18 protein-coding genes are annotated in these 19,781 nt (G+C 72.9%); 4 read left to right on the top strand and 14 right to left on the bottom strand.

The features are described 5' to 3' along the window. Positions 1-29 precede the first annotated feature (29 nt). The 3 genes from CP980_RS35015 to CP980_RS06590 all read right to left on the bottom strand — a co-directional run bounded on the left by CP980_RS35015 (position 30) and on the right by CP980_RS06590 (position 2,735). Complete coding sequence (locus CP980_RS35015; protein ID WP_167535800.1) at positions 30-1,766, bottom strand: hypothetical protein; 1,737 nt, start codon at positions 1,764-1,766, stop codon at positions 30-32. Positions 1,767-1,811: 45 nt separating this feature from the next. Then, positions 1,812-2,192, bottom strand: a complete 381-nt coding sequence (locus CP980_RS06585) for a PPOX class F420-dependent oxidoreductase (protein ID WP_123511847.1) — start codon at positions 2,190-2,192, stop codon at positions 1,812-1,814. Positions 2,193-2,483: 291 nt separating this feature from the next. After that, positions 2,484-2,735 (bottom strand): helix-turn-helix domain-containing protein, encoded by a 252-nt coding sequence (locus CP980_RS06590; RefSeq protein ID WP_099888821.1) that lies wholly within the window; start codon positions 2,733-2,735, stop codon positions 2,484-2,486. A gap of 64 nt (positions 2,736-2,799) precedes the next feature. Between CP980_RS06590 and map the strand changes: the two genes are divergently transcribed. Further along, positions 2,800-3,567, top strand: coding sequence for a type I methionyl aminopeptidase (gene map / locus CP980_RS06595; protein WP_132759401.1), 768 nt, complete (start codon positions 2,800-2,802; stop codon positions 3,565-3,567). Between the two features lie 35 nt (positions 3,568-3,602). On the opposite strand, the gene CP980_RS06600 is transcribed toward map, so the two are convergent. After that, on the bottom strand, positions 3,603-4,478 hold the full coding sequence (locus CP980_RS06600) for a glycosyltransferase family 2 protein (RefSeq protein ID WP_150492990.1): 876 nt from the start codon (positions 4,476-4,478) through the stop codon (positions 3,603-3,605). 85 nt (positions 4,479-4,563) lie between these two features. Further along, a complete protein-coding gene (gene ggt, locus CP980_RS06605) occupies positions 4,564-6,369 on the bottom strand; it encodes a gamma-glutamyltransferase (protein ID WP_150492992.1) in 1,806 nt (601 codons plus the stop codon). Between the two features lie 120 nt (positions 6,370-6,489). Between ggt and CP980_RS06610 the strand changes: the two genes are divergently transcribed. Further along, complete coding sequence (locus tag CP980_RS06610) at positions 6,490-7,215, top strand: hypothetical protein (RefSeq protein WP_132759399.1); 726 nt, start codon at positions 6,490-6,492, stop codon at positions 7,213-7,215. Here CP980_RS06610 and CP980_RS06615 read toward each other — a convergent pair. The 6 genes from CP980_RS06615 to CP980_RS06640 form a co-directional block, all read right to left on the bottom strand. Continuing rightward, entirely contained in the window at positions 7,175-8,446 is a 1,272-nt protein-coding gene (locus tag CP980_RS06615; RefSeq protein WP_150492994.1) for a cytochrome P450, read from the bottom strand. The two genes, CP980_RS06610 and CP980_RS06615, sit on opposite strands and share 41 nt — an antisense overlap. A 77-nt stretch (positions 8,447-8,523) precedes the next feature. After that, positions 8,524-9,036 (bottom strand): hypothetical protein, encoded by a 513-nt coding sequence (locus CP980_RS06620; RefSeq protein ID WP_132759397.1) that lies wholly within the window; start codon positions 9,034-9,036, stop codon positions 8,524-8,526. Further along, entirely contained in the window at positions 9,033-10,475 is a 1,443-nt protein-coding gene (locus CP980_RS06625; protein WP_150492996.1) for a sensor histidine kinase, read from the bottom strand. Before CP980_RS06625 ends, CP980_RS06620 begins: the two co-directional genes overlap by 4 nt. After that, positions 10,472-11,155 (bottom strand): response regulator transcription factor, encoded by a 684-nt coding sequence (locus tag CP980_RS06630; RefSeq protein ID WP_123511859.1) that lies wholly within the window; start codon positions 11,153-11,155, stop codon positions 10,472-10,474. The genes CP980_RS06625 and CP980_RS06630 overlap by 4 nt, the downstream gene beginning before the upstream one ends. 39 nt (positions 11,156-11,194) lie before the next feature. Beyond that, positions 11,195-12,910, bottom strand: a complete 1,716-nt coding sequence (gene murJ / locus CP980_RS06635) for a murein biosynthesis integral membrane protein MurJ (protein WP_373312769.1) — start codon at positions 12,908-12,910, stop codon at positions 11,195-11,197. After that, positions 12,907-14,007 (bottom strand): lipid II:glycine glycyltransferase FemX, encoded by a 1,101-nt coding sequence (locus tag CP980_RS06640; RefSeq protein ID WP_150493000.1) that lies wholly within the window; start codon positions 14,005-14,007, stop codon positions 12,907-12,909. The genes murJ and CP980_RS06640 overlap by 4 nt, the downstream gene beginning before the upstream one ends. A gap of 324 nt (positions 14,008-14,331) precedes the next feature. Between CP980_RS06640 and CP980_RS06645 the strand changes: the two genes are divergently transcribed. Both CP980_RS06645 and CP980_RS06650 read left to right on the top strand, forming a co-directional pair. Further along, entirely contained in the window at positions 14,332-15,519 is a 1,188-nt protein-coding gene (locus tag CP980_RS06645) for a L,D-transpeptidase (RefSeq protein ID WP_132759564.1), read from the top strand. A gap of 121 nt (positions 15,520-15,640) precedes the next feature. Beyond that, positions 15,641-17,251 carry a CocE/NonD family hydrolase gene (locus CP980_RS06650; protein ID WP_150493002.1) on the top strand — a complete coding sequence of 537 codons (1,611 nt, stop codon included), beginning with the start codon at positions 15,641-15,643 and terminating at the stop codon, positions 17,249-17,251. A 36-nt stretch (positions 17,252-17,287) separates the two neighbouring features. Here CP980_RS06650 and CP980_RS06655 read toward each other — a convergent pair whose 3' ends face one another. From CP980_RS06655 to CP980_RS06665, 3 genes are read right to left on the bottom strand one after another with little or no spacing between them, the layout of a single operon-like run. Beyond that, entirely contained in the window at positions 17,288-18,172 is an 885-nt protein-coding gene (locus CP980_RS06655; protein WP_132759393.1) for an amino acid ABC transporter permease, read from the bottom strand. Next, positions 18,169-18,813, bottom strand: a complete 645-nt coding sequence (locus CP980_RS06660) for an amino acid ABC transporter permease (protein ID WP_150493004.1) — start codon at positions 18,811-18,813, stop codon at positions 18,169-18,171. The genes CP980_RS06655 and CP980_RS06660 overlap by 4 nt, the downstream gene beginning before the upstream one ends. A gap of 17 nt (positions 18,814-18,830) precedes the next feature. After that, complete coding sequence (locus CP980_RS06665; RefSeq protein WP_150493006.1) at positions 18,831-19,772, bottom strand: glutamate ABC transporter substrate-binding protein; 942 nt, start codon at positions 19,770-19,772, stop codon at positions 18,831-18,833. Between the last annotated feature and the right edge of the window lie 9 nt (positions 19,773-19,781).

The raw sequence follows: 19,781 nt of genomic DNA on the forward strand, positions 1-19,781 counted from the left end.
AAGTTATGACAGCGGATGGTCGGATCCGCTCATTGGACGGGCGGCTTCGCAACCCGCAGGGCGTGTACGAGGTCACGGTGGTGCGCGGCGGAGAGGGCCTCGGCGGCCCTGAGCAGCCGGGGGGTGAACCACTGCGGATCGCGCCGGGCCAGGCGGACCGCCTCCTCGGCGGTGCGGACCTTGACGAAGGCGCCGAGCAGGGCGTCGGCCTCGCGGGACCGGCCGGTCCCGGCCAGGGCCAGGGCGGCCTCGGCGAGCTCGGCGGCGGGGCGGGCGGCGCCCTGGCGCAGCAGGGCTTCGCAGTCGGCGCGGCGGCCGGCTTCGCCGAGGGCGGCGGCGGCCGCGGCGAGCCGTTCGGGCGGGAGGGAGGCAGCCTCCCAGAGCAGCGTGGCCCAGTCGGCCGCGAGCCCGGACCGGACCAGCTCGTCGGCGAGGGCGGGCAGCCGGTCGGCGGGCCATGCGGCGGCCTCGCAGAGCAGGACGTGGGCCTCCCCGCCCCGGCCCTGGGCCCGTAACACCAGCAACTCCCCGACGACCGCGGCGATCCCGGCGGGGGCCGGGGCGGCCGGGGCCGGATCTGGGGCCTGGGGTGGGGCGGCCTGCGGGTCCCGGCCCGGGGTGGTGGGCCGGCTCTGCGGCTCAGGGGGCGCGGGGTGGGCCGGCCCGGGCGGGGTGAAGCGGGGGCGGCCGATGGCTGCGGGGCGGGACCGGCCGGCGGCGGGGGACCCGGTCCCGGGGTCGGCCGCAGGGTGGAGGGCGCCCTCGGGCCCGGGGTCGGGGGCGCGCTCGGGCCCGGAGTGGGGGGCGCGCTCGGGCCCGGGGTCGGGGGCGCGCTCGGGCCCGGAGTGGGCGAAGCGGGCGCCCCGCGGGGCGGCGGCGGGCTCCTGCGCGTGGCCGGGCGGCGGGGTGAAGGCCGCCGGGGCCGCAGCCGCGGCGCCCGCGAACCGGGCCCCGCCGCCGTGCCTCGCCCCGCGCAGCCACCGGCCCTCGGCCCGTCCGACGGGAGGCTCGCTCCCGTCCTCCCCCGGCTCCCGTCGGGGCGGCACCCCGGACACGGCCCCGCCCTCCTCCACCCCGGCCCAGGCACCGGGCGCTTCCGTCCCCGTGGCGGGCCGTCCCGCCTCGGGGGCGTGCCCGGCCGTCGTGGGCGGCGGCCCGGCCTCGGCGGCCCAGGGGTCCGCGGGCCACGGGTCGGCGGACCAGCCCGGCTCGGGCGGGGTGGTCTCCCGGCGGGCCGGCCGCGGGTGCACCGGGGTGCCGGTCGGGGCTTCCAGCTCCCTGAGCCGGGAGGCGAGGTCTTCGTGGCGGGAGGCGGCCCTGGCGGCGTCGTCGCGGATCCAGGCCAGTTCGCGGGTCAGGGCCTGCGCCTGCGCCGGGTCCGCGGTCGCGCCCAGGCGGGCCGTCAGGGTGCCGGTCGCCGCCTCCGATACGGCCCGCTGCTCGGCGGCCGCCGCCAGCAGGGTCCGGAGGTCCTCCGCGCCGCCGGGCAGCCGGTCCCACACCGTGACGGCCGCGGCCCGCAGCCGGGCCGCGTACTCCCGCTCCCGCGCCGCGAGTTCCGCGCCGCGCGCCCCCGCGAGGTCCCCGAGCAGCGATTCCAGCACGTCCCAGGGCGGCATCGCGGCCCCCTCCAGACAGGCCCGCAGGCCCTGCGGATCCCGGCGCAGAAACTCCCCGTACCAGCCCGTCCCCGGATCGAGTCTCTGCGTCAACCCCCGCAAATAGCCCGAGAGTTGACCGATCGCCAGCGAAGTCGCGGTCTCCATGGCCGCATTGGATCCCACCCGTGTTACGGGCGGGCTACGGGAATCTCAAAGCTTGACGGCGATCGCGGTGTGCGGACGCTTCCCGCGCCGGGCCAGCGCGGCCGGTACGTCGACCATCCAGAACTGCCACGTGTACTTCCGCGACATCAGCTTCCGCACCCGCGTCAGCCCCGCCTCGTCCAGCAGCCGCGCCTCCCCCTCCAGCACGGCCGCCCCTTCGGCGACCCGCCCGCGCACGTCGCAGGGGCTGACCGCGACCCGCCCGTTGTTGCGGATCCGCTTCACCTTCCAGGAGTCGCTGCGCGTCCACACGTACAGCTCACCCCCGTCGGCCACCGCCCACACCGGCGTCGCGACGGGCGTGCCGTCCTTGCGGAACGTGGTGAGGCTGACGTACTTGCCCTGGTTCAACTCGTCGAGCGTCATGCCCGGAGCCTACGACGGCGCCCGGGGCGCGGAGGGCCGCGCACCCGGATCCCTGGCGGAGGCCCGGCCTTCCGGCGTCACGCAGACCGCGAGCAGCAGACCTGCGGCCAGCAGGGCGCCGAGGAGCGCGAAAGCGAGTCGTTGGGAAGCGTTCGAGGAGGGCACGCCTTCACGACTGCCCCGCTCCGGCGCGCCCGCACCGCCGATTGGGCCGTTCGGCCCGTCGGCCCCGCCCGAAAGAAACCGCAGGTCCGCGGCCCGGGCGGGGGTTCACGCGGAGCCGGCGCAGGCTCAGGCCACCGCGAACGCGCAGCGGCGCAGCACATCGTCCAGGGACAGCCCGAGCGCTTCGGCGAGGGCGGCCACGGTGAAGAAGGCGGGGGTCGGCGCGCGGCCGGTCTCGATCTTGCGCAGGGTTTCGGCGGACAGCCCGGCGCTCGCCGCGACCTCGACCATGCTGCGGCCGCCGCGGGCCTCGCGCAGCAGCGCGCCGAGGCGCTCGCCGCGCTCGCGCTCTTCGGGGGTGAGAGGGGTACGGACCATGCCCGCATCCTACCCCCTCCCCCAATAACTATCCCGTTAAAGTTATACCGGTATAGTTATTGGCATGGTGGAACTGAAGACAGAAGAGTCGATCAACGAGATGCGCGCCCCGGGCCGGGTCGTCGCCCTGGCCCTGGCCGCCGTACGGCAGGCCGCGCACGTCGGGGTTTCCCTCCAGGAGCTGGACGCCGTGGCCCGCGAGGTCCTGGCCGGGGCCGGCGCGAGCTCGCCGTTCCTCGGCTACCGGCCGCACTTCGCGCCGGTGCCCTTCCCCGGGGTCATCTGCGCCTCCGTCAACGACGCGATCGTGCACGGCATCCCCGACGGCTACCGGCTCCGCGACGGGGACCTGGTCAGCATCGACTGCGGGGCGAAGCTGGGCGGCTGGGTCGGGGACGCGGCGGTCAGCTTCACCGTGGGCCGCCCCCGCCCCGCCGACGTGAGGCTGATCGAGACCGCCGAGGCGGCCCTCGCGGCCGGCATCGCCGCCGCGCGCCCCGGCAACCGCATCGGCGACATCGCGCACGCCATCGGCACGGTCTGCCGCTCCGCCGGGTACGGGATCATGGAGGACTACGGCGGCCACGGCGTGGGCCGCACCATGCACGAGGACCCGGGCGTGCCCAACGAGGGCCGGCCGGGGCGCGGTATGCAGCTGCGCCCCGGCATGGTCCTCGCGATCGAGCCGATGCTGATCGCGGGCGGCACCGACCACTACCGGTGCGACGGGGACGGCTGGACCCTGCGCACCGTCGACGGTACCCGCGCCGCCCACACGGAACACACGATCGCGATCACCGCCACCGGCCCGAGGATCCTCACCGCCCTCTGAGTCTCGCGCCAGTGGCCTTCGCGGGTGTCGCGGGGTCAGATCACCGGTGGGCGGCCCAGCCGGGTCATGCGCCATACCGTCTGCCACCGCATGGGGCGGCGCGGCGGACACGGCACGCGTACGCCCTCGAAGAACCCGGCCCACCAGGCCTTCAGCCCGGCCGGCGAGGGGCGCCGGACGAGGGTGTACGCCGCCCACGAGGCGAGGTACACGGGGACCAGGGCGGCGGGCAGGTGCCGCTTGGCCAGCCAGACCCGGTTGCGGGCCGTCATCCGGTAATAGACCGCGTGCCGGGCCGGGGACGTCTTCGGGTGCCGGAGCACCAGCTGCGGTTCGTAGAGGATGTCCCAGCCTCGGTCGACGGCCCGCCAGGCCAGGTCGGTCTCCTCGTGCGTGAAGAAGAAGGCGTCCGGCCAGCCGCCGGTCTCCTCCAGCATCGGCATCGACAGGGCGTGGCCGCCGCCCAGGAACGTCGTCACCAGGCCCCGCCGCATCGGATCACCCGCCCGCAGACGCGGCACGTGCCGCCGCTGGGTTCCTCCGGTCTCGTCCGCGATGCGGAAGGAGACGATGCCCAGCCGGCTCTCCGCCGCGTACAGGTCGGCGATCCGCCGGAAGACGTCCGCCTCGATCAGCAGGCCGTCGTCGTCCAGGTCGACCAGGACGTCGACGTCCCCGAAGTCCCTCAGGCACTGCCAGGCGACGTTCCGGCCGCCGGCCACCCCGAGGTTCTCCTCCAGCTCCACCACGGTCACGCCCTGCGGCAGACCCGGCAGCGCCGTTCCGTTGCCGACCACCACAACCCGTACCGCCGGCTCGTCCTGCTCGGCCACCGAGGCGAGCAGGGCCAGCAGTTCGGGCATCCGGTCGCCCATCGTCAGCACGGCGACACCCACGCGCGGCCGGTTCAAGACCACCACCACTTCCGTCCGGGGCCAGGTGAACGGCGAGCGTACCCCGCCGGACCCGGCCCCGGACCGTACGAACGGGCGGGCCCTACGGCTTGCCGGACGGGTGGACCACCATCGCCGAGCCTCCGCCGCGGCGGGTCGTCTCGGCGGCGGCCAGCCAGCGGCCGTCCGGGAGGCGCTGGACCCCGGTCGCCGCGCCGATCTCCGGGTTCTGCCTGAAGCCCTGGCCCAGTGCCTCCAGTCGGCCGCGCAGCGGGCTGTTCCACAGCCCCGGCTCCAGCTCGGTGGTGGTCTGGTTGCGCTGGCTGGCCCGCGGCGCCGCGATGGCGTCGACCAGCGGCAGCCCCCGGTCCAGGTGCCCGATCAGGGTCTGCAGGACGGTGGTGATGATGGTGGCTCCGCCCGGGGAGCCCACCGCGAGCACCGGGCGCCCGTGGTCCAGCACGATGGTCGGGGACATGGACGAGCGCGGCCGCTTGCCCGGTCCGGGCAGGTTCGGGTCCGGGACCCCGGGGGCCGCCGGGGCGAAGGAGAAGTCGGTCAGCTCGTTGTTGAGCAGGAACCCGCGGCCCGGGACGGTGATCGCGCTGCCGCCGGTGGACTCGATGGTCAGGGTGTACGAGACGACGTTGCCCCAGCGGTCGGCGACCGTCAGGTGCGTGGTGTTCTCCCCCTCGTACGTGGTCGGGGCGGCCTGCCCCGAACCGCCGCAGGCCGCCGGGTGGCGCGGGTCGCCGGGGGCCAGCGGGCTGGTCAGCGTACGGTCCGGGGAGATCAGGCAGCCGCGCGAGTCGGCGAAGCGCTGCGAGAGCAGCTCCCGCGTGGGCACGTTCTCGGCGGCCGGGTCGCCGACCCAGCGGCCGCGGTCGGCGAAGGAGATCCGCGAGGCCTCGATGAACCGGTGCAGGTACTGGGTCTCGGACAGCTTCGACAGGTCGGTGCGCTCCAGGATGTTGAGCGCCTCGCCCACGGTGGTGCCGCCCGAGGAGGACGGCGCCATGCTGTACACGTCAAGACCCCGGTACCCCACCTCGGTCGGGGCCTGCCGCTTGGTCCCGTACGCGCGCAGGTCGCCGGTGGTCAGATCGCCGGAGCGGACGACCCGGGTGGCGGCCGGGTCCACGGGGGGCTTGCGGACGGCCCGGACGATGTCCTCGCCGATCGGGCCCCGGTAGAGCGCGCCGGTGCCCTTGCGGCCCAGCTCGGCGTAGGTGGCCGCCAGGTCGGGGTTCTTGAAGGTGGATCCGACCACCGGCAGGGCTCCGCCCGGCAGGAACAGCTTCGCGGTGTCCGGGAAGTCCTTGAACCGGTCCTGGTTGAGCTCGGTCTGGGCCCGGAAGGTCGGGTCGACGGTGAACCCGTCGCGCGCCAGCTTCTCGGCGGGCTTCAGCATCTGGCCGAGCGAGCGGGTGCCCCAGGCGTCCAGGGCGGTCTTCCAGGTGGCCGGGGTACCGGGGACGCCGACGCTGCGGCCGCTGGTCTGGCCCTGCTCGAAGGGGATGGGGACGCCGTTCTCCTGGAACAGGGTCTCCGTTGCCGTGGCGGGCGCGGTCTCGCGGCCGTCGATGGTCTGCACCCGGCGGGACTTGGCGTCGTAGTAGACGAAGTAGCCGCCTCCGCCGATGCCGGCCGAATACGGCTCGGTCACCCCGAGCGCGGCGGCCGTGGCGACGGCCGCGTCCACGGCGTTGCCGCCGGAGCGCAGGACCGCGATGCCGGCGGCCGAGGCGTCGGCGTCGACGCTGGCGACGGCACCGCCGTAACCGGCGGCGACGGGGACCTTCGCGGGAGCGGCGCCCGCGGGTTCGGGCGGCGGGGCCGCCGCGCCGGTGGACACCAGCGCTCCGGCGAGGGCGACGAGCGCTAGCTGACGTGTGGCGGTACGACGCATCCGAACCTCCAGTCGACGGCCCGTCACACCCCACCGGACGGGCCTGAACCCTGACTCGGCACTGTAACTTCACCGCACCCCCCGCGTCAGGAAGACAGGGTGCGGGCTAGCATCCGGCGCATGAACGACGACGTGCGCAACATCGTGCTCGGGGTGGTGGCCACCGCGATCAGCGGCGGGTTCGGCTGGTTCTCCCGGACCTATCTGTGGCGCCGTACGCTGCGCCGCAAGCAGGCCTTCTTCGGCCTGCCCACCGGCTCCGACTGCCTGTTCGTGGTGAACCGTCAGATGGGCGGCACGGAAGGGTCGGTGCACCGCAACGACGCCTTCGCCCTGCTGGAGATATCCGCCCTGATCAAGGACTGCGGGGCCAACCTCCAGATCGTCTCCCACGACTCCGTCCGCCAAGGTTTCGGCGAGCGCGCCGAGTTCTGCGTGGGCGGGCCGGTCTCCAACGCGCGGACGGCGGCGCACCTGGCCTCCATGCTGCCGGGCGTCCGGGTCGACCTCTCCAGGGACCCGGGTCCGGACCGCGGGGCGATCCACGTCGGCGGGGAGACGTACCGCTGGGACAAGGGGCAGACCGACCACGTGCTGCTGGCCCGGCTGACGGCCGGGCCGGGCAGCCGGCCGGTGTTCCTGGTCTCCGGGCAGACCGCGATCAGCAACCAGGCGGGTGCCCGCTATCTGGCCCGCCACCACCAGGACTTGGCGCGCCGCTACCGCGGGGACTCCTTCTGCGTGGTGCTGAAGGTCAACAACTCCGACGCCTACGGCCCGGACGTGGTCGACCTGCTGGCGGACGTCACCCGGCAGGCCCGGACACCCGCAGCGGCAGCCGCGTGATCCCGTTGATGAAGTTGGACACCAGCCGGCGCGGCGGGCCGGCGAGTTCGGGAGCCGGCATGACGGTGCGCCACTCCTCGTAGAGCACGCGCAGCTGGAGCCGGGCGAAGTGGGCGCCCAGGCATACGTGCGGTCCGTCGCCGAACGACACGTGCGGGTTGGGCGTCCGGGCGAGGTCGAGGCGCTCGGGGTCGGGGAAGACGCGCTCGTCGTGATTGGCCGAGGCGTGGAAGACCACCACCTTGTCCCCGGCGCGGATCCGCTGTCCGGCGAGCTCGGTGTCGACGGCCGCGGTGCGCCGGAAGCTGAGCACCGGCGGGTGGACGCGCAGCAGTTCGTCCACCGCGCCGGGCACCGGGACCCGGCCGTCGGCGAGCAGCCGGTACGCGTCCGGGTGGCGGGCCAGCGTCAGCAGACCGCCGGGGGCGGCGCTGCGTACGGTGTCGTTGCCCGCGACGGTGAGCAGGAAGAAGAACATCTCCAGCTCGGCGGGGTCCAGTCCGGCCCCGGCCAGGGCGCTCATCACGTCGTCCGCGGGGTGCGCGCGTTTGTGGGCGGCCAGTTCGCGGGCGTACGCGAACATCTCGCCGAGCAGGGCCGGGGAGCGCGGGTCGAGGGGCTTGCCGTCGGGGCCGAGCAGGGGCGCGGGCGCGTCCTCGGGGTCCTGGTAGCCGATGACCCGTACGGTCCACTCCAGCAACAGGCCCCGGTCGGCGGCCGGGACGCCGAGCAGGTCCGTGAGGTTGAGCAGGGCGTACTCGTCGGTGACCGCGGCGACCAGGTCGGCGGCGCCGTCCTCGGCCCCGTCCCGGGCGGCGGCCAGCAGCGTACGGGCCCGCTCGCGGACCCGGCCGGCGAAGGCGTCGACGCGGGCGGGGGTGAAGGCGCGCGAGACCAGCCGGCGCAGCCGCCCGTGGTCTCCCGCCCCGCGGCGCGGGTCCTGGTTGAGCATGGTGCGCCGCAGGAACGGCAGGTCGGCGGGGGCGGGATCGCGGATCTGGGTGGCGCCGAGCCAGGAGGAGTACGTGGCGTGGTCGCGCAGGACCCGGACCACGTCGGCGTGCCGGGTGACGGCCCAGAATCCCGGCCCGGCGGGCCAGCCGGCGATCTCCGGCTCCTCCTGCCGGGCCACCGGGTGGTGGTCGCGCAGCAGCCGGTAGTCCCCGTACGGGATCCCGGCGCCGTAGATCCGGGGGTCGAAGACGTCGGGCACGTTCGCGGCGGGATCCATGGGGCCACGGTGGCGCGAGCCCCCGCCCCTCCGCAAGGGGACCAGGGGGTGTCCGGCCCTGGTCCGAAAGACACGGCCTAGTCCCCGAGTTCGCAGCGGGCGGGGCCGATGTCGGCGTCCGGGCCGAGCAGGACCACCTGGTACCGCGGTTCGGCGGAGGCGACCGTGCACACCAGCTGCTGGCGGGCCGTCTCGGACAGGGTGGTGACCCTGAAGGGCACGCCGACCCCGATGGTGTCCTCCGAGACCATGCTCGTCCCGGCGCTGGCGCCCTGCTTCTTGGGGTCCCACGGGGGCAGCCGGGTCTCCAGGCCCGCGGCCCGCTCCGCTTCGGTGGGGCCGACGAGCAGCCGCAGGAGGCCCCGGGGCTCGGCGGACTGCGAGGGCTGCTCCCTGTCGGGCAGGGGGAAGAGCCGCCCGTCGGATCCGACGAAGTACACCGTCCCCTTGGTCCCCGGCCCGGGCACGACGACCTTCGGGGCGGCCCCGCTCTCGATGACCCCGGTGGGCTTGATCCCGCAGCCGCCGAGCAGCGGCCCGCCCAGCAGCAGCGCGGCGCCGGCGGCCGCGGCCGCGCGTGTCCGGGTCATGCGTCGGCCTCCAGGGGCATGTCGAGGGTGAAGACCGCTCCCCCGGCGCCGCCGTTGGCGGCGCTCAGGGTGCCGCCGTGCAGCCGGACGTTCTCCAGGGTGATGGCGAGGCCGAGGCCGCTGCCCGCGGAGCGGGTACGGGCGGCGTCGGCCTTGAAGAACCGGTCGAAGATGTGCGGCAGCACTTCGGGGGCGATGCCGGGCCCGCTGTCGGCGACTTCGATCAGCAGCCGGGGCCCGCCCGGCCGTACCTCGGCGCGTACGCCGACGCGGACCGGGGCGCCGCCGTGCCGCAGGGCGTTGCCGACGAGGTTGGCGAGGACCACGTCGAAGCGGCGCGGGTCGAGCCGGGCGCGGACCTGCGACGGCAGGTCGGTGACCACCCGCTCGTCGAGCCAGTGGCGGCGTTCGAGCGTCTTGTGCACGGCCTCGGCCACGTCCACGTCGTCGAGGTTGAGCTCGGCCGCGCGGGCGTCGAAGCGGGAGATCTCCATGAGGTCCTCGACGAGGACGGCCAGCTTGCCGGTCTCCGCGCTGACCAGTCGCAGGGCGGCGGCCGTGTCGGGGTCGAGCCGCTCGGCCTCCTCGTCGAGGACCTCGGTGACGGCGAGCATCCCGGCCAGCGGGGTGCGCAGTTCGTGGGAGACGTCGGCGGCGAAGCGGCGGGCCCGGGCCTCGGCCTCCCGCAGCTCGCTCACCGACTGTTCGAGCGCGCCGGCGGTCTCGTTGAAGGTGCGGGCGAGTCCGGCGAGCTCGTCGGAGCCGCGGACCTCGATCCGGGTGTCGAGGCGGCCGCGGCCCATGCTCTGGGCGGCGCGGCGCATGTCCCGTACGGGGCGCAGCACGCTGCGCGCGGCCAGCAGGGCGGGGACGACGGCGATGGCGAGGCCCGGGACGGCGCCCCGCTTGGCGGCTTCGACCATGGCCTCGACCGTGTTGCCCTCGGTGGTCAGCGGCATCGTCGCGAAGAGGACCAGGCCGGTGGGTTCCCGCACGTCGTGGGGGAGCCAGACGGCCGCCATGCCGACGGCCAGGTACGGTCTGCCCGCGGGATCGGTCACCCGCTGGAAGGCGGCGTGCGGATGGGCCGTCACCTGGCGGCGGAGCTCCTCGCTGACCACGGTGGAGGTGGGCGCGCTGGTGCTGGAGGCCCGCAGGGTGCCGTACTCGCCGAAGACGTTCCAGGGGTTCGGCTTGCCCTTCTTGCCCAGGTCGGTGACGATCCGCTGGAGCTGCGCCTGGTCCAGCGGCAGGTCGAGGGGCACCGTCTCCACCTGGTCGCGCAGGGTGCTGACGGCGGTGTCCTGGCTCTGCTTGAGGACCGCGGTACGGGCCTGCTGGTAGGTCAGCGTGGCCGTGGTGACGGCGCTGATCGCGGCGACCAGCAGGAAGGCCGCGATCAGGCGGGTGCGCAGCCCGAGCGGCGCGACGCGCCTCACAGCGGGCCGAAGCGGTAGCCGAAGCCGCGGACGGTCTGGATGTAACGGGGGCTGCCCGCCGGGTCCTCGACCTTGGTGCGCAGGCGCCGTACGCAGGCGTCCACGAGCCGGGCGTCGGCGTGGTAGCTGTGGTCCCACACGTATTCGAGGAGCTGCTGGCGGGAGAAGACCTGCTCGGGCGAGGCGGACAGGTGGAGCAGGAGCTTGATCTCGCTGGGGGCGAGCGGGACGCGCTCGCCGTTCTTGGCGACGGTCAGCCCGGCTCGGTCGATGGCGAGCTCCCCGTGGAACTCGACCTCGGGGCGGCTGCCGGCCGGGGTCCCCAGGCGGCGCAGCACGGCCCTGATGCGGGCCTCGATGACCTCGGTGCGGGCGGGTTTGACGATGTAGTCGTCGGCGCCGGCTTCGAGGCCGACGACTATGTCGAAGTCGTCGCCGCGGGCGGTCAGCATGATGATCGGGAGCTGGCTGCTCTCGCGGATGCGGCGGCAGACCTGTACGCCGTTCATCCCGGGCAGCATGAGGTCGAGCAGGACCAGCTCCGGGAGGAAGGTCCCCATCAGCGCGAGGCCCGCCTCGCCGGTCTCGGCGGCGGCCACCTCGTGGCCGCGGCGGCGCAGGCCGAGGCCCACCCCTTCGCGGATGGAAGGGTCGTCCTCGATCAGCAGTACGCGTGGCATCCGGTCATTATCCAAGGTGGTTCGAAGGCCCGTTCTCCGCTACCGGCCGGCCTTGCGCCGCAGGGAGTCCAGCAGGCCGGTGATTTCCGTGAGGCCGAGCGGCCTGGCGAGGAGGACGACGACGAGTGCGAGCGCCGCGGTTCCCGCGCCGAGGGCGGCGAAGTCGCCGAGGCCGTCGGCGGCCCGGGCGGCCGCGTAGGCGGCGGCGGCCCCGGGCAGGCAGGCGGTCAGCAGCCGCAGGTGGGTGCGGACGGCGGTGGCGCGGCGCTGCGTACGGGTCCCGGTGCGCGGGCCGAGGCGCCGGGCGAGGGTGTACGCGGTGACGGCGAGGCCCGCGAACAGGGCGACGGAGTAGGCGCCGGCCATGCCGGTGACCGCCCAGCGCGGGGGCAGCAGCAGGTAGGCGGCTGCGGACAGCCCGGCGTTCAGGGCGGCGATGACGAGGTTCAGGAAGAACGGGGTCCGGGTGTCGGAGAGGGCGTAGAAGGCGCGCGAGAGGACGTACTGTCCGGAGAAGGCGATCAGACCGGGCGCGAAGGCCATCAGCATCCCGGCCATGACCTCGGTGTCGGCGGCGCCGGTGCGCCCGTACCCGAAGACGCTGCCCATCACCCAGGGGGCGAGCGCCGCGAAGAGCGCGGCGGCGGGGACGACGAGGGCGGCGCTGGAGCGCAGCGCGTACGACACGTCCCGGCGGACCGCGCCGAGGTCGCCGTCGGAGGCCGCGGAACTCATCCGGGGCATCAGGGCGGTCACGAGGGAGACGGTGATGATGCCCTGCGGGACGATCCACAGCTGGTAGGCGTTGCTGTAGGCGGTGTATCCGGCGCCGCCGACGAGGCCGGCCTCCACGGCCCGGTGCCCGGTGGCGGTGGAGAGCCGGGTGACGACCCAGTAGCCGATCTGGTTGGTGAGCACGAGCATGACCAGCCAGCCGGCGTTGCGCAGCGGGCGGGCGAGGCCCTGGCCGCGCCAGTCGAAGCGGGGGCGCCAGCGGAAGCGGGCGGCGCGCAGCGAGGGGACGAGCGCGAGGGCCTGGATGACGATGCCGGCGGTGGTGCCGAGGCCCAGGAGGCGGGTCTCGCCGGCGGTCAGGCCGTCCGGGGCGCCGTGGGAGAGGTGGACGAAGAGCCCGAAGACGCCGATGATGACGAAGTTGTTGAGGACCGGGGTCCACATCATCGCGCCGAACCGGCCGCGGGCGTTGAGCACCTGGCCGAGCAGGGTGAACAGCCCGTAGAAGAGGATCTGCGGCAGGCAGTACCGGGCCAGCGCGACCGTGGTGCTCGCCTGGCTGCCGGTGTACGGGGTGTACGCGGCGACGATCAGCGGCGCGGCGAGCACGGCGGCGGCGGTCAGGACGAGGAGCGCCGCGGTGCAGGCGGTCAGCAGCCGGTCGGTGTAGGCGGCCCCGCCGTCGCGGTGCTCCTTGGCGGCCCGGACCAGCTCGGGGACGAAGACCGCGTTGAGGGCGCCGCCGATGAGCAGCATGTACAGGATGTTCGGGACGGTGTTGGAGACGGCGTAGCTGTCCCCGAGCAGGCCGGTGCCGAGCGCGGCGACGACGACGGCGGAGCGGACGAATCCGGTGGCGCGGGAGACGATCGAGCCGGCCGCCATGAGCGCGCCGCTGCGCAGCACCGAGCTCTTCCCCGGTGAAGCGCCGGCCGCGTCGGCCGCGCCCGCCGCCCCGCCTTCGCCCGCCGCGCCGTCGGCGGAGGGGCCGGTGGCCGCTCTGGTGTCGGTGCTGGTCACCGGCGGGCCAGGTAGGCCTGGAAGGCCTTGTACAGCGCCGTGTTGGCGTATCCGTCCATGGGGGTCTCCCACTCGCCGAGGGTTTCGACGACCTGCCCGCCGGTGCCGAGCTTCCAGCGCAGCAACCCGAAAGAACGTTCGTCGGGGTCAAGGGTGGAGGGTACCCCGCGCATGTCGTACTCGTCGGCGCCCAAGTCGTGGGCGTCGCACATCATGTGCCACTGGAGGGCGTTGCTGGGGCGGACCTCGCGGCGGTGGTCGGCGGAGGCTCCGGTCTGGTACCAGACCCGCTTCCCGGCCACGATCATGGTGTGCGCGGCGAGGATCTCGCCCTCGTGGACGCCGAGGTAGAGGCGCATCCGGCCGGACGCCTCGGCGTTGAGGGCCTCGAACTGCTGCTGGTAGTACGCGAGCGAGCGGCCGAGGCGGAAACCGTCGCGCTCCTCGGTGATGCGCAGCAGCCGGTAGAACTCGGGCAGGTCGGCGGCGGAGCCGAGGACGATCTGCACCCCGGCCTTCTCGGCCTTGCGGACGTTGCGGCGCCACTCCTGGTTGAGGCCGGACCAGAGGTCTTCGAGGGTGCGGCCGGCGAGCGGTACGCGGAAGACGTGGCGGGGCTGGGCGTCGCCGTCGTCCTCGCCGCCGCAGCGCTTCCAGCCGCGGGTGCGCAGCCGGTCGGCGAGGGCGGCGCCGACCGGGTCGACCTCGGTGGCGAGTACGTCGGATATCTGCCGGCCCGCTCCGGTGGCGGCCTTGACGGCGGCGGCGTCCCAGCGGCGGTAGGCGGGGGTGGGGCCCATCCGGACGGCGAAGGCGCCGGCCGCGCGCAGGTGGCGCTTGAGGGGGTCCAGCCACCGGTCGATGTGCGGGTCGGACCAGTCGGCGACCGGGCCCTCGGGGAGGTAGGCGAAGTATTTGCGGGTGCCGGGGAATTGGCGGTAGAGGACCAGCCCGGCACCGGCGATCTGCCCGTCCGGGTAGTGCCATCCGACCCTTTCCGAGCGCCAGAGGTCCTTTACCTCGGCCCAGGACGGGTACTGCAGAAAGCTCGCGTTCCGGTTCCGGAAAAGGAAACCCTGGTATTCCGCCACCGACATCGGACGCACACTCAGCTCCCGCTCCGGGGTCTGGTTCCGCTGGGAGGGGTTCACGAGCAGTGCGCACACGGCAAATCGGCCTTCCTGTACGTCCGGTGATGCGGGACGCACAGGACTCTCACAGGAGTCCATGACCGGTGTGCGCGGCGATTGTGACCGGACGATGACCGTTTCGCTGCGGTCCACGTCACAAGAGAAAGTCAGATCTTTTCGGCGGTTTGTGCAACCTAAAGTCGTGCCGTCCGCATCTCCATTTGCGAACGATCATTACTTGGAGGGGTTTCGTTGAGCCGCACACGCCGTACCGCACGCAGTCGCCACGCCATGCTGGCCGGGACCGCACTCATGGCCGCCGCGCTGACCGCCTGCGGGGGCGGCTCGGGCGGTGACGCGAAGGCCTCCGGCACGGCGGACGCCAAGAAGAAGCCGGACATGGCGATATCCGTGAACCTCACGGGCGACCAGGCCAAGCCCGGCGAGCCGGTGAAGGTGACCCTCACGGAGGGGAAGCTGGCCACGGTGAAGGTGTCCGACGGCAAGGGCGGCGAGCTGCCCGGGAAGATAGCCGACGACGGCAAGTCGTGGACCTCCGAGCGCAACGCCTCGCCGGGCACGGACTACAAGGTCGAGGCGCAGAACACCGACAGCCAGAGCGCGAGCGCCCAGTTCAAGACGGTCGCCGCGGACAAGGTGAACAAGGTCACGATCAACCCGGGCAAGGCCACTCCGGTGGTGGGCATCGCCCAGCCGGTCTCGATCGTCTTCGACAACCCGGTGAAGAACAAGGCCGAGGTCGAGAAGCACCTGAAGGTCACCACCTCGAACAACACCGAGGGCTCCTGGGGCTGGTTCAAGGACTACAGCGGGAACGACCGGGTGGACTGGCGGCCGAAGGAGTACTGGAAGTCCGGTACCGACGTGAAGGTCGAGATGAACCTCAACGGGGTGGACTCGGGCCAGGGCGGCGGGATGTTCGTCAAGGACTACAACACCGAGTTCAAGATAGGCAAGGACCGCCGGCTCCAGGTGAACCTCGACACCCACAAGATGACGGTGACCGAGGACGGCCAGACGGTGAAGACCATCCCGGTCTCGGCGGGCACGCCCGGCGGCCAGAAGGCCTCCTGGTCCGGGAAGATGGTGCTGATGGCCAAGGAGGGCACCATCCGGATGGACTCCCAGACGGTGGGCCTGGGCGACTCCTACGACAAGATGGTCGACTACTCGATGCGGGTGACCTGGTCGGGCATGTACATCCACGCCGCGCCGTGGAATTCGGGCAACTTCGGCCGGGCCAACACCAGTTCCGGCTGCGTCGGCATGAGCGACGCCAACGCGAAGGACCTGTTCGCCGAGACCCAGCCGGGCGACCTGGTCGAGGTCACCGGCGACGGCTCCAAGGGCAAGGCCGACATCGGCAACGGCTACGGCGAGTGGAACCTGTCCTGGGACGAGTGGAAGGCCAAGAGCGCCCTGGCCGGCGGCGCGGGCGGCGCTTCCCAGAACGGCTGATCCGCGCACTTGACTCTCGTTCAATCGTTACCACCGCGTAACTTACCGGCGGGTTACCTCCGGTAAGCCCCTCCCGTTACCGTCGGGTCACTTTGACACCGGCGCACGCGAGGAGCGATCGATGGTCCGCACCGCCCGCACCGCCCGCACCACCAGAAGCACCGCGGCCGCCGTGGCGGCCGTACTCGCGGCAACCGCCCTGGGCCTGGCCCCCCACCAGGCCCAGGCGGCACCCGCCCCCGCCCCGGCGGCGGCATCGTCGGCCTCGTCCGACCTCCGCTTCCACGACATCCCCGGCTCCGGCGGCATCACCCTCAAGGGCAACGTCTTCACCCCGTCCGGCGCACCGGCGGGGCGGACGTACCCGCTCATCGTGCTGCCCACCAGCTGGGGCATGCCGCAGATCGAATACATCGCCCAGGCCAAGAAGCTCGCCGACGACGGCTACGTCGTCGTCAGCTACACCTCACGCGGGTTCTGGCTCTCCGGCGGCCAGATCGAGGTGGCCGGGCCGCCCGACACCGCCGACGTCTCCGCCGTCATCGACTGGGCACTGGCCAACACCCCCGCCGACGCGCACCACATCGGCCTGGGCGGGGTGTCGTACGGCGCGGGCATCGGCCTCCTGGCCTCCGCCCACGATCCCCGGATCAAGGCCGTGGTCGCGCTCAGCGGCTGGGCCGACATCATCGAGTCGATCTACTCGGGCCGCACCCAGCACCTCCAGGCCGCGGCCCTGCTCGGCGGCGCCGGCTACCTGACCGGCCGCCCGGGCCCCGAACTCCAGCAGATCCTCGGCGACTTCCTCGGCTCCCGGCTGGACCGGGAACCGCAGATGATCGAGTGGGGCAGACAGCGCTCGGCCGCCGAGCGGATCGACGAGATCAACGCCAACGGCGCCGCGATCATGCTGGGCAACGCCTGGGGCGACTCCATCTTCCCGCCCAACCAGTACGCGGCCTTCTACGAGAAGCTCACCGGCCCCAAGCGCCTGGAGTTCCGCCCCGGCGACCACGCCACCGCCGAGGGCACCGGCCTGCTCGGGCTGCCGAACGACACCTGGACCAACGCCCACCGCTGGTTCGACCGCTACCTCAAGGGCGAGCGCAACGGCGTGGACACCGAGGCCCCGGTACAGATCAAGTCGCGCAGCGACGGGGGCTACGAGGGGTACGCCGACTGGAAGTCGGTCGGCGCCGGCGGCACCGAGAAGCTCCCGCTCTCCGACAGCGAGCACCTGTTCACGGGCGTCGACTCGGGCGCCGACGGCGGCGTCGTCCTCCTGTCCAGCATCCTCGACCAGTTCGTCAAGGCTCCCCCGGCCGCCTCCGTCCCGCTCCTGCCCCGCGCCTTCGCCGCGGTCTGGCAGTCCCCGCGCTACGAGGCCGACCGCCGCGTCCGCGGCACCGTGAAGCTGCACACCACCGTCACCCCCACCGCCCCGGACGGCACGTTCGTCGCGTACCTCTACGACGTCGGCCCGCTCGGCATCGGCAAGCTGGTCAGCAACGCCCCGTACACCTTCCACGGCAAGCCCCGGGGCCAGGCCTTCGGCGTGGACCTGGAGCTGTTCTCGACCGCCTACGACGTGCCCCGGGGCCACCGGCTCGCCCTCGTGATCGACACCGTCGATCCCCTCTACATCGAGCACAACCCCTCCGGCGCGCAGCTGACCTTCTCCTCACCGCGCACCGATCCCTCGTACGTCTCGGTACCGCTGCGCGAGCAGTGATCTGCGGCTGCTGCCGGGCGGGGCGGCTCTTCGGAGCTACCGCGGGTCGCCCGGCAGCACCGTTCCGGGGTCGGGTTCGACGACGGCGACCGCCTCGGTCTTCGGGCTGCGCCGCTCGAACCGGGCCACCCATCCGGCGAACCAGGAGAGCAGCATGCACATCCCGATGTAGATCGGGGAGATGATCATGACGACGGGGATGAACGGCAGGTCGTAGTCGAGGTTGGAGGCGATCAGCTTGCCCGCGTGCAGGAACTCCTCGTAGGTGATCAGGTAGCCGAGCGAGGTGTCCTTCAGGGCCACCACGAGCTGGCTGATGATGGCGGGCAGCATCGCCCGGACCGCCTGCGGGGCCAGGACGAAGGTCATGACCTGGGTCTTGCGCATGCCGAGCGCGTACGCCACCTCGCGCTGTCCCCGGTCGACGGAGTTGATGCCGGTACGGAAGACCTCGGCGAGCACCGAGCCGTTGTAGAGGGTCAGCCCCGCCACCAGCGCCGGCAGCGGCTGGACCTTCAGGGCGACGAAGATGAAGAAGATCATCACCAGCACCGGCATGGCCCGGAAGAACTCCACGCACAGCGTGGCCGCCCAGTGCACCGGCCGGTGCACCGAGAGCCGCCCGGTCGCGAGCACCGCGCCGAGGACGAGCGAGAACACCGAGGCGTACAGGAAGGCCTTGAGGGTGTTGCCCAGCCCCTTGAGGAGCAGTTCCTGGATGCCCTTGTACGTGAAGGGATTCCACTTGGCGGCGGTGAACTGGTCGGTGTCGAAGAGCAGGTAGAGGATCCAGGCGAGCAGGGCGAGGATGACCGCCGTGGAGGCGATCCCGTAGAGGAAGTGGCGGCGCCGGGCCCGCGGGCCGGGCAGGTCGTAGAGGGCGGTGGACTCCGTGTCCCCGTGGAGCGCGTGCGCGGTCATCGGGCGATCCCCCAGCGCTTCTCCAGCACGTTGAAGAGCGCGCTGATGGACAAGGTGATGATCAGGTAGCCGACGGCGATCCAGACGAAGGTCCAGATGATGTTGTAGCCCAGCTCGCTGAGGGTCTTGTACGTGCCCAGCAGTTCGGTGACGCTGAAGGCGCCGGCGATCGCCGAGTTCTTGGCGAGGGCGATCAGCGTGGAGCCGATGGGCGGGATGACGGAGCGGAAGGCCTGCGGCAGGATCACCGAGCGCAGGGTCTGGGTGAAGCTCATGCCCAGGCTGCGCGAGGCCTCGCCCTGGCCCTTGGGCACGGTGTTGATGCCCGAGCGCAGGGCCTCGCAGATGAAGGCCGAGGTGTAGCAGCCCAGGGCGAGGACCGCGAAGACCTGGAAGGGCAGGACCAGACCGAAGCGCGGCAGCCCCAGCAGCACGGCGAAGAAGAGCAGCGTGAGCGGGGTGTTGCGCAGCACGGTGACCCAGACCGTGCCGAAGACCCGGAAGGAGCCGACGGGCGCGACGCGGAAGGAGGCCATCACGAAACCGAGGACCAGGGCGAGGACCGAGGCGTAGACCGTGAGCTCGACGGTTCCGACAAAGCCCTTCCAGTAGAGCGCGAAGTTCTGCGTGAGCACGTACATGGTGGTGGGCTCTCCCCTCAGCTCGCCGGGTAGCGGTCGATGGCGGGCGGTTGCGGGGCGGGGACGCCGGACAGGCCGAGCGTGGCCTCGTAGGCCTTCTTCCAGTTCCCGTTCCTCTCCTGCTCCTCCAGGGCGTCGTCGAGGGCGAAGCGCAGGGCGTTGTCGCCGCGCGGGACGCCGATGCCGTAGGGCTCCTTCGAGAAGGGCGCGCCCACGACCTTCAGCTCCTCGGGGACCTTGGCCGCGTAGCCGAGGAGGATGGAGTCGTCGGTCGAGACGGCGTCGACCTGGTAGGTCAGCAGGTTGTCCACGCAGGCCGAGTAGGTGTCGTAGGCGACGAGGACGGCCTTCGGGTACTCGCGCGCCAGCCGCTGGTAGGGGGTGGATCCGGCGGCGGAGCAGACCTTCTTGCCGGCGAGGTCGCCCGGCCCCTTGATGTCCTTCTCGTCCTTGCGGACGAGGAGGGACTGGCCGGCCATGAAGTACGGGCCGGCGAAGCCGACCTGCTTCTTGCGGTTGTCGTTGATCGTGTAGGTGCCGACGTAGTAGTCGATCTGGCCGTTCTGGAGGGCCGTCTCGCGGTTGGCGGAGGCGATCGTCTTGAACTCGGTCGTCTTGGGGTCGAAGCCGAGCGAGGCGGCCATCATCTTGGCGATCTCGACGTCGAAACCGGAGTAGCGCCCGCTCGCGGGGTCCTTCTCCCCCAGGTACGGCTGGTCCTCCTTGACCCCGACCACCAGGTTGCCGCGCTTCCTGGCCCGCTCCCAGGTGGGGGACTGCGGCAGCTGGAAGCCGGTCGCGACCTTGTAGACGGGCAGGTCCTCGGGCTGCGGGCCCTTGACCGGAGGGCTGCCCTCCTTGCCGCAGCCGGCGAGGAGGGCCAGCAGGGCGAGGAGCAGGAACGGCAGGAGACGGAGACGGAGACGGCTGCGCGGGCGCGCGCCGCGGGTGCGCTTCATCGGCCCGCC

Origin of the sequence: Streptomyces vinaceus (assembly GCF_008704935.1) — a bacterium.
In the GTDB taxonomy this organism is placed as follows: domain Bacteria; phylum Actinomycetota; class Actinomycetes; order Streptomycetales; family Streptomycetaceae; genus Streptomyces; species Streptomyces vinaceus.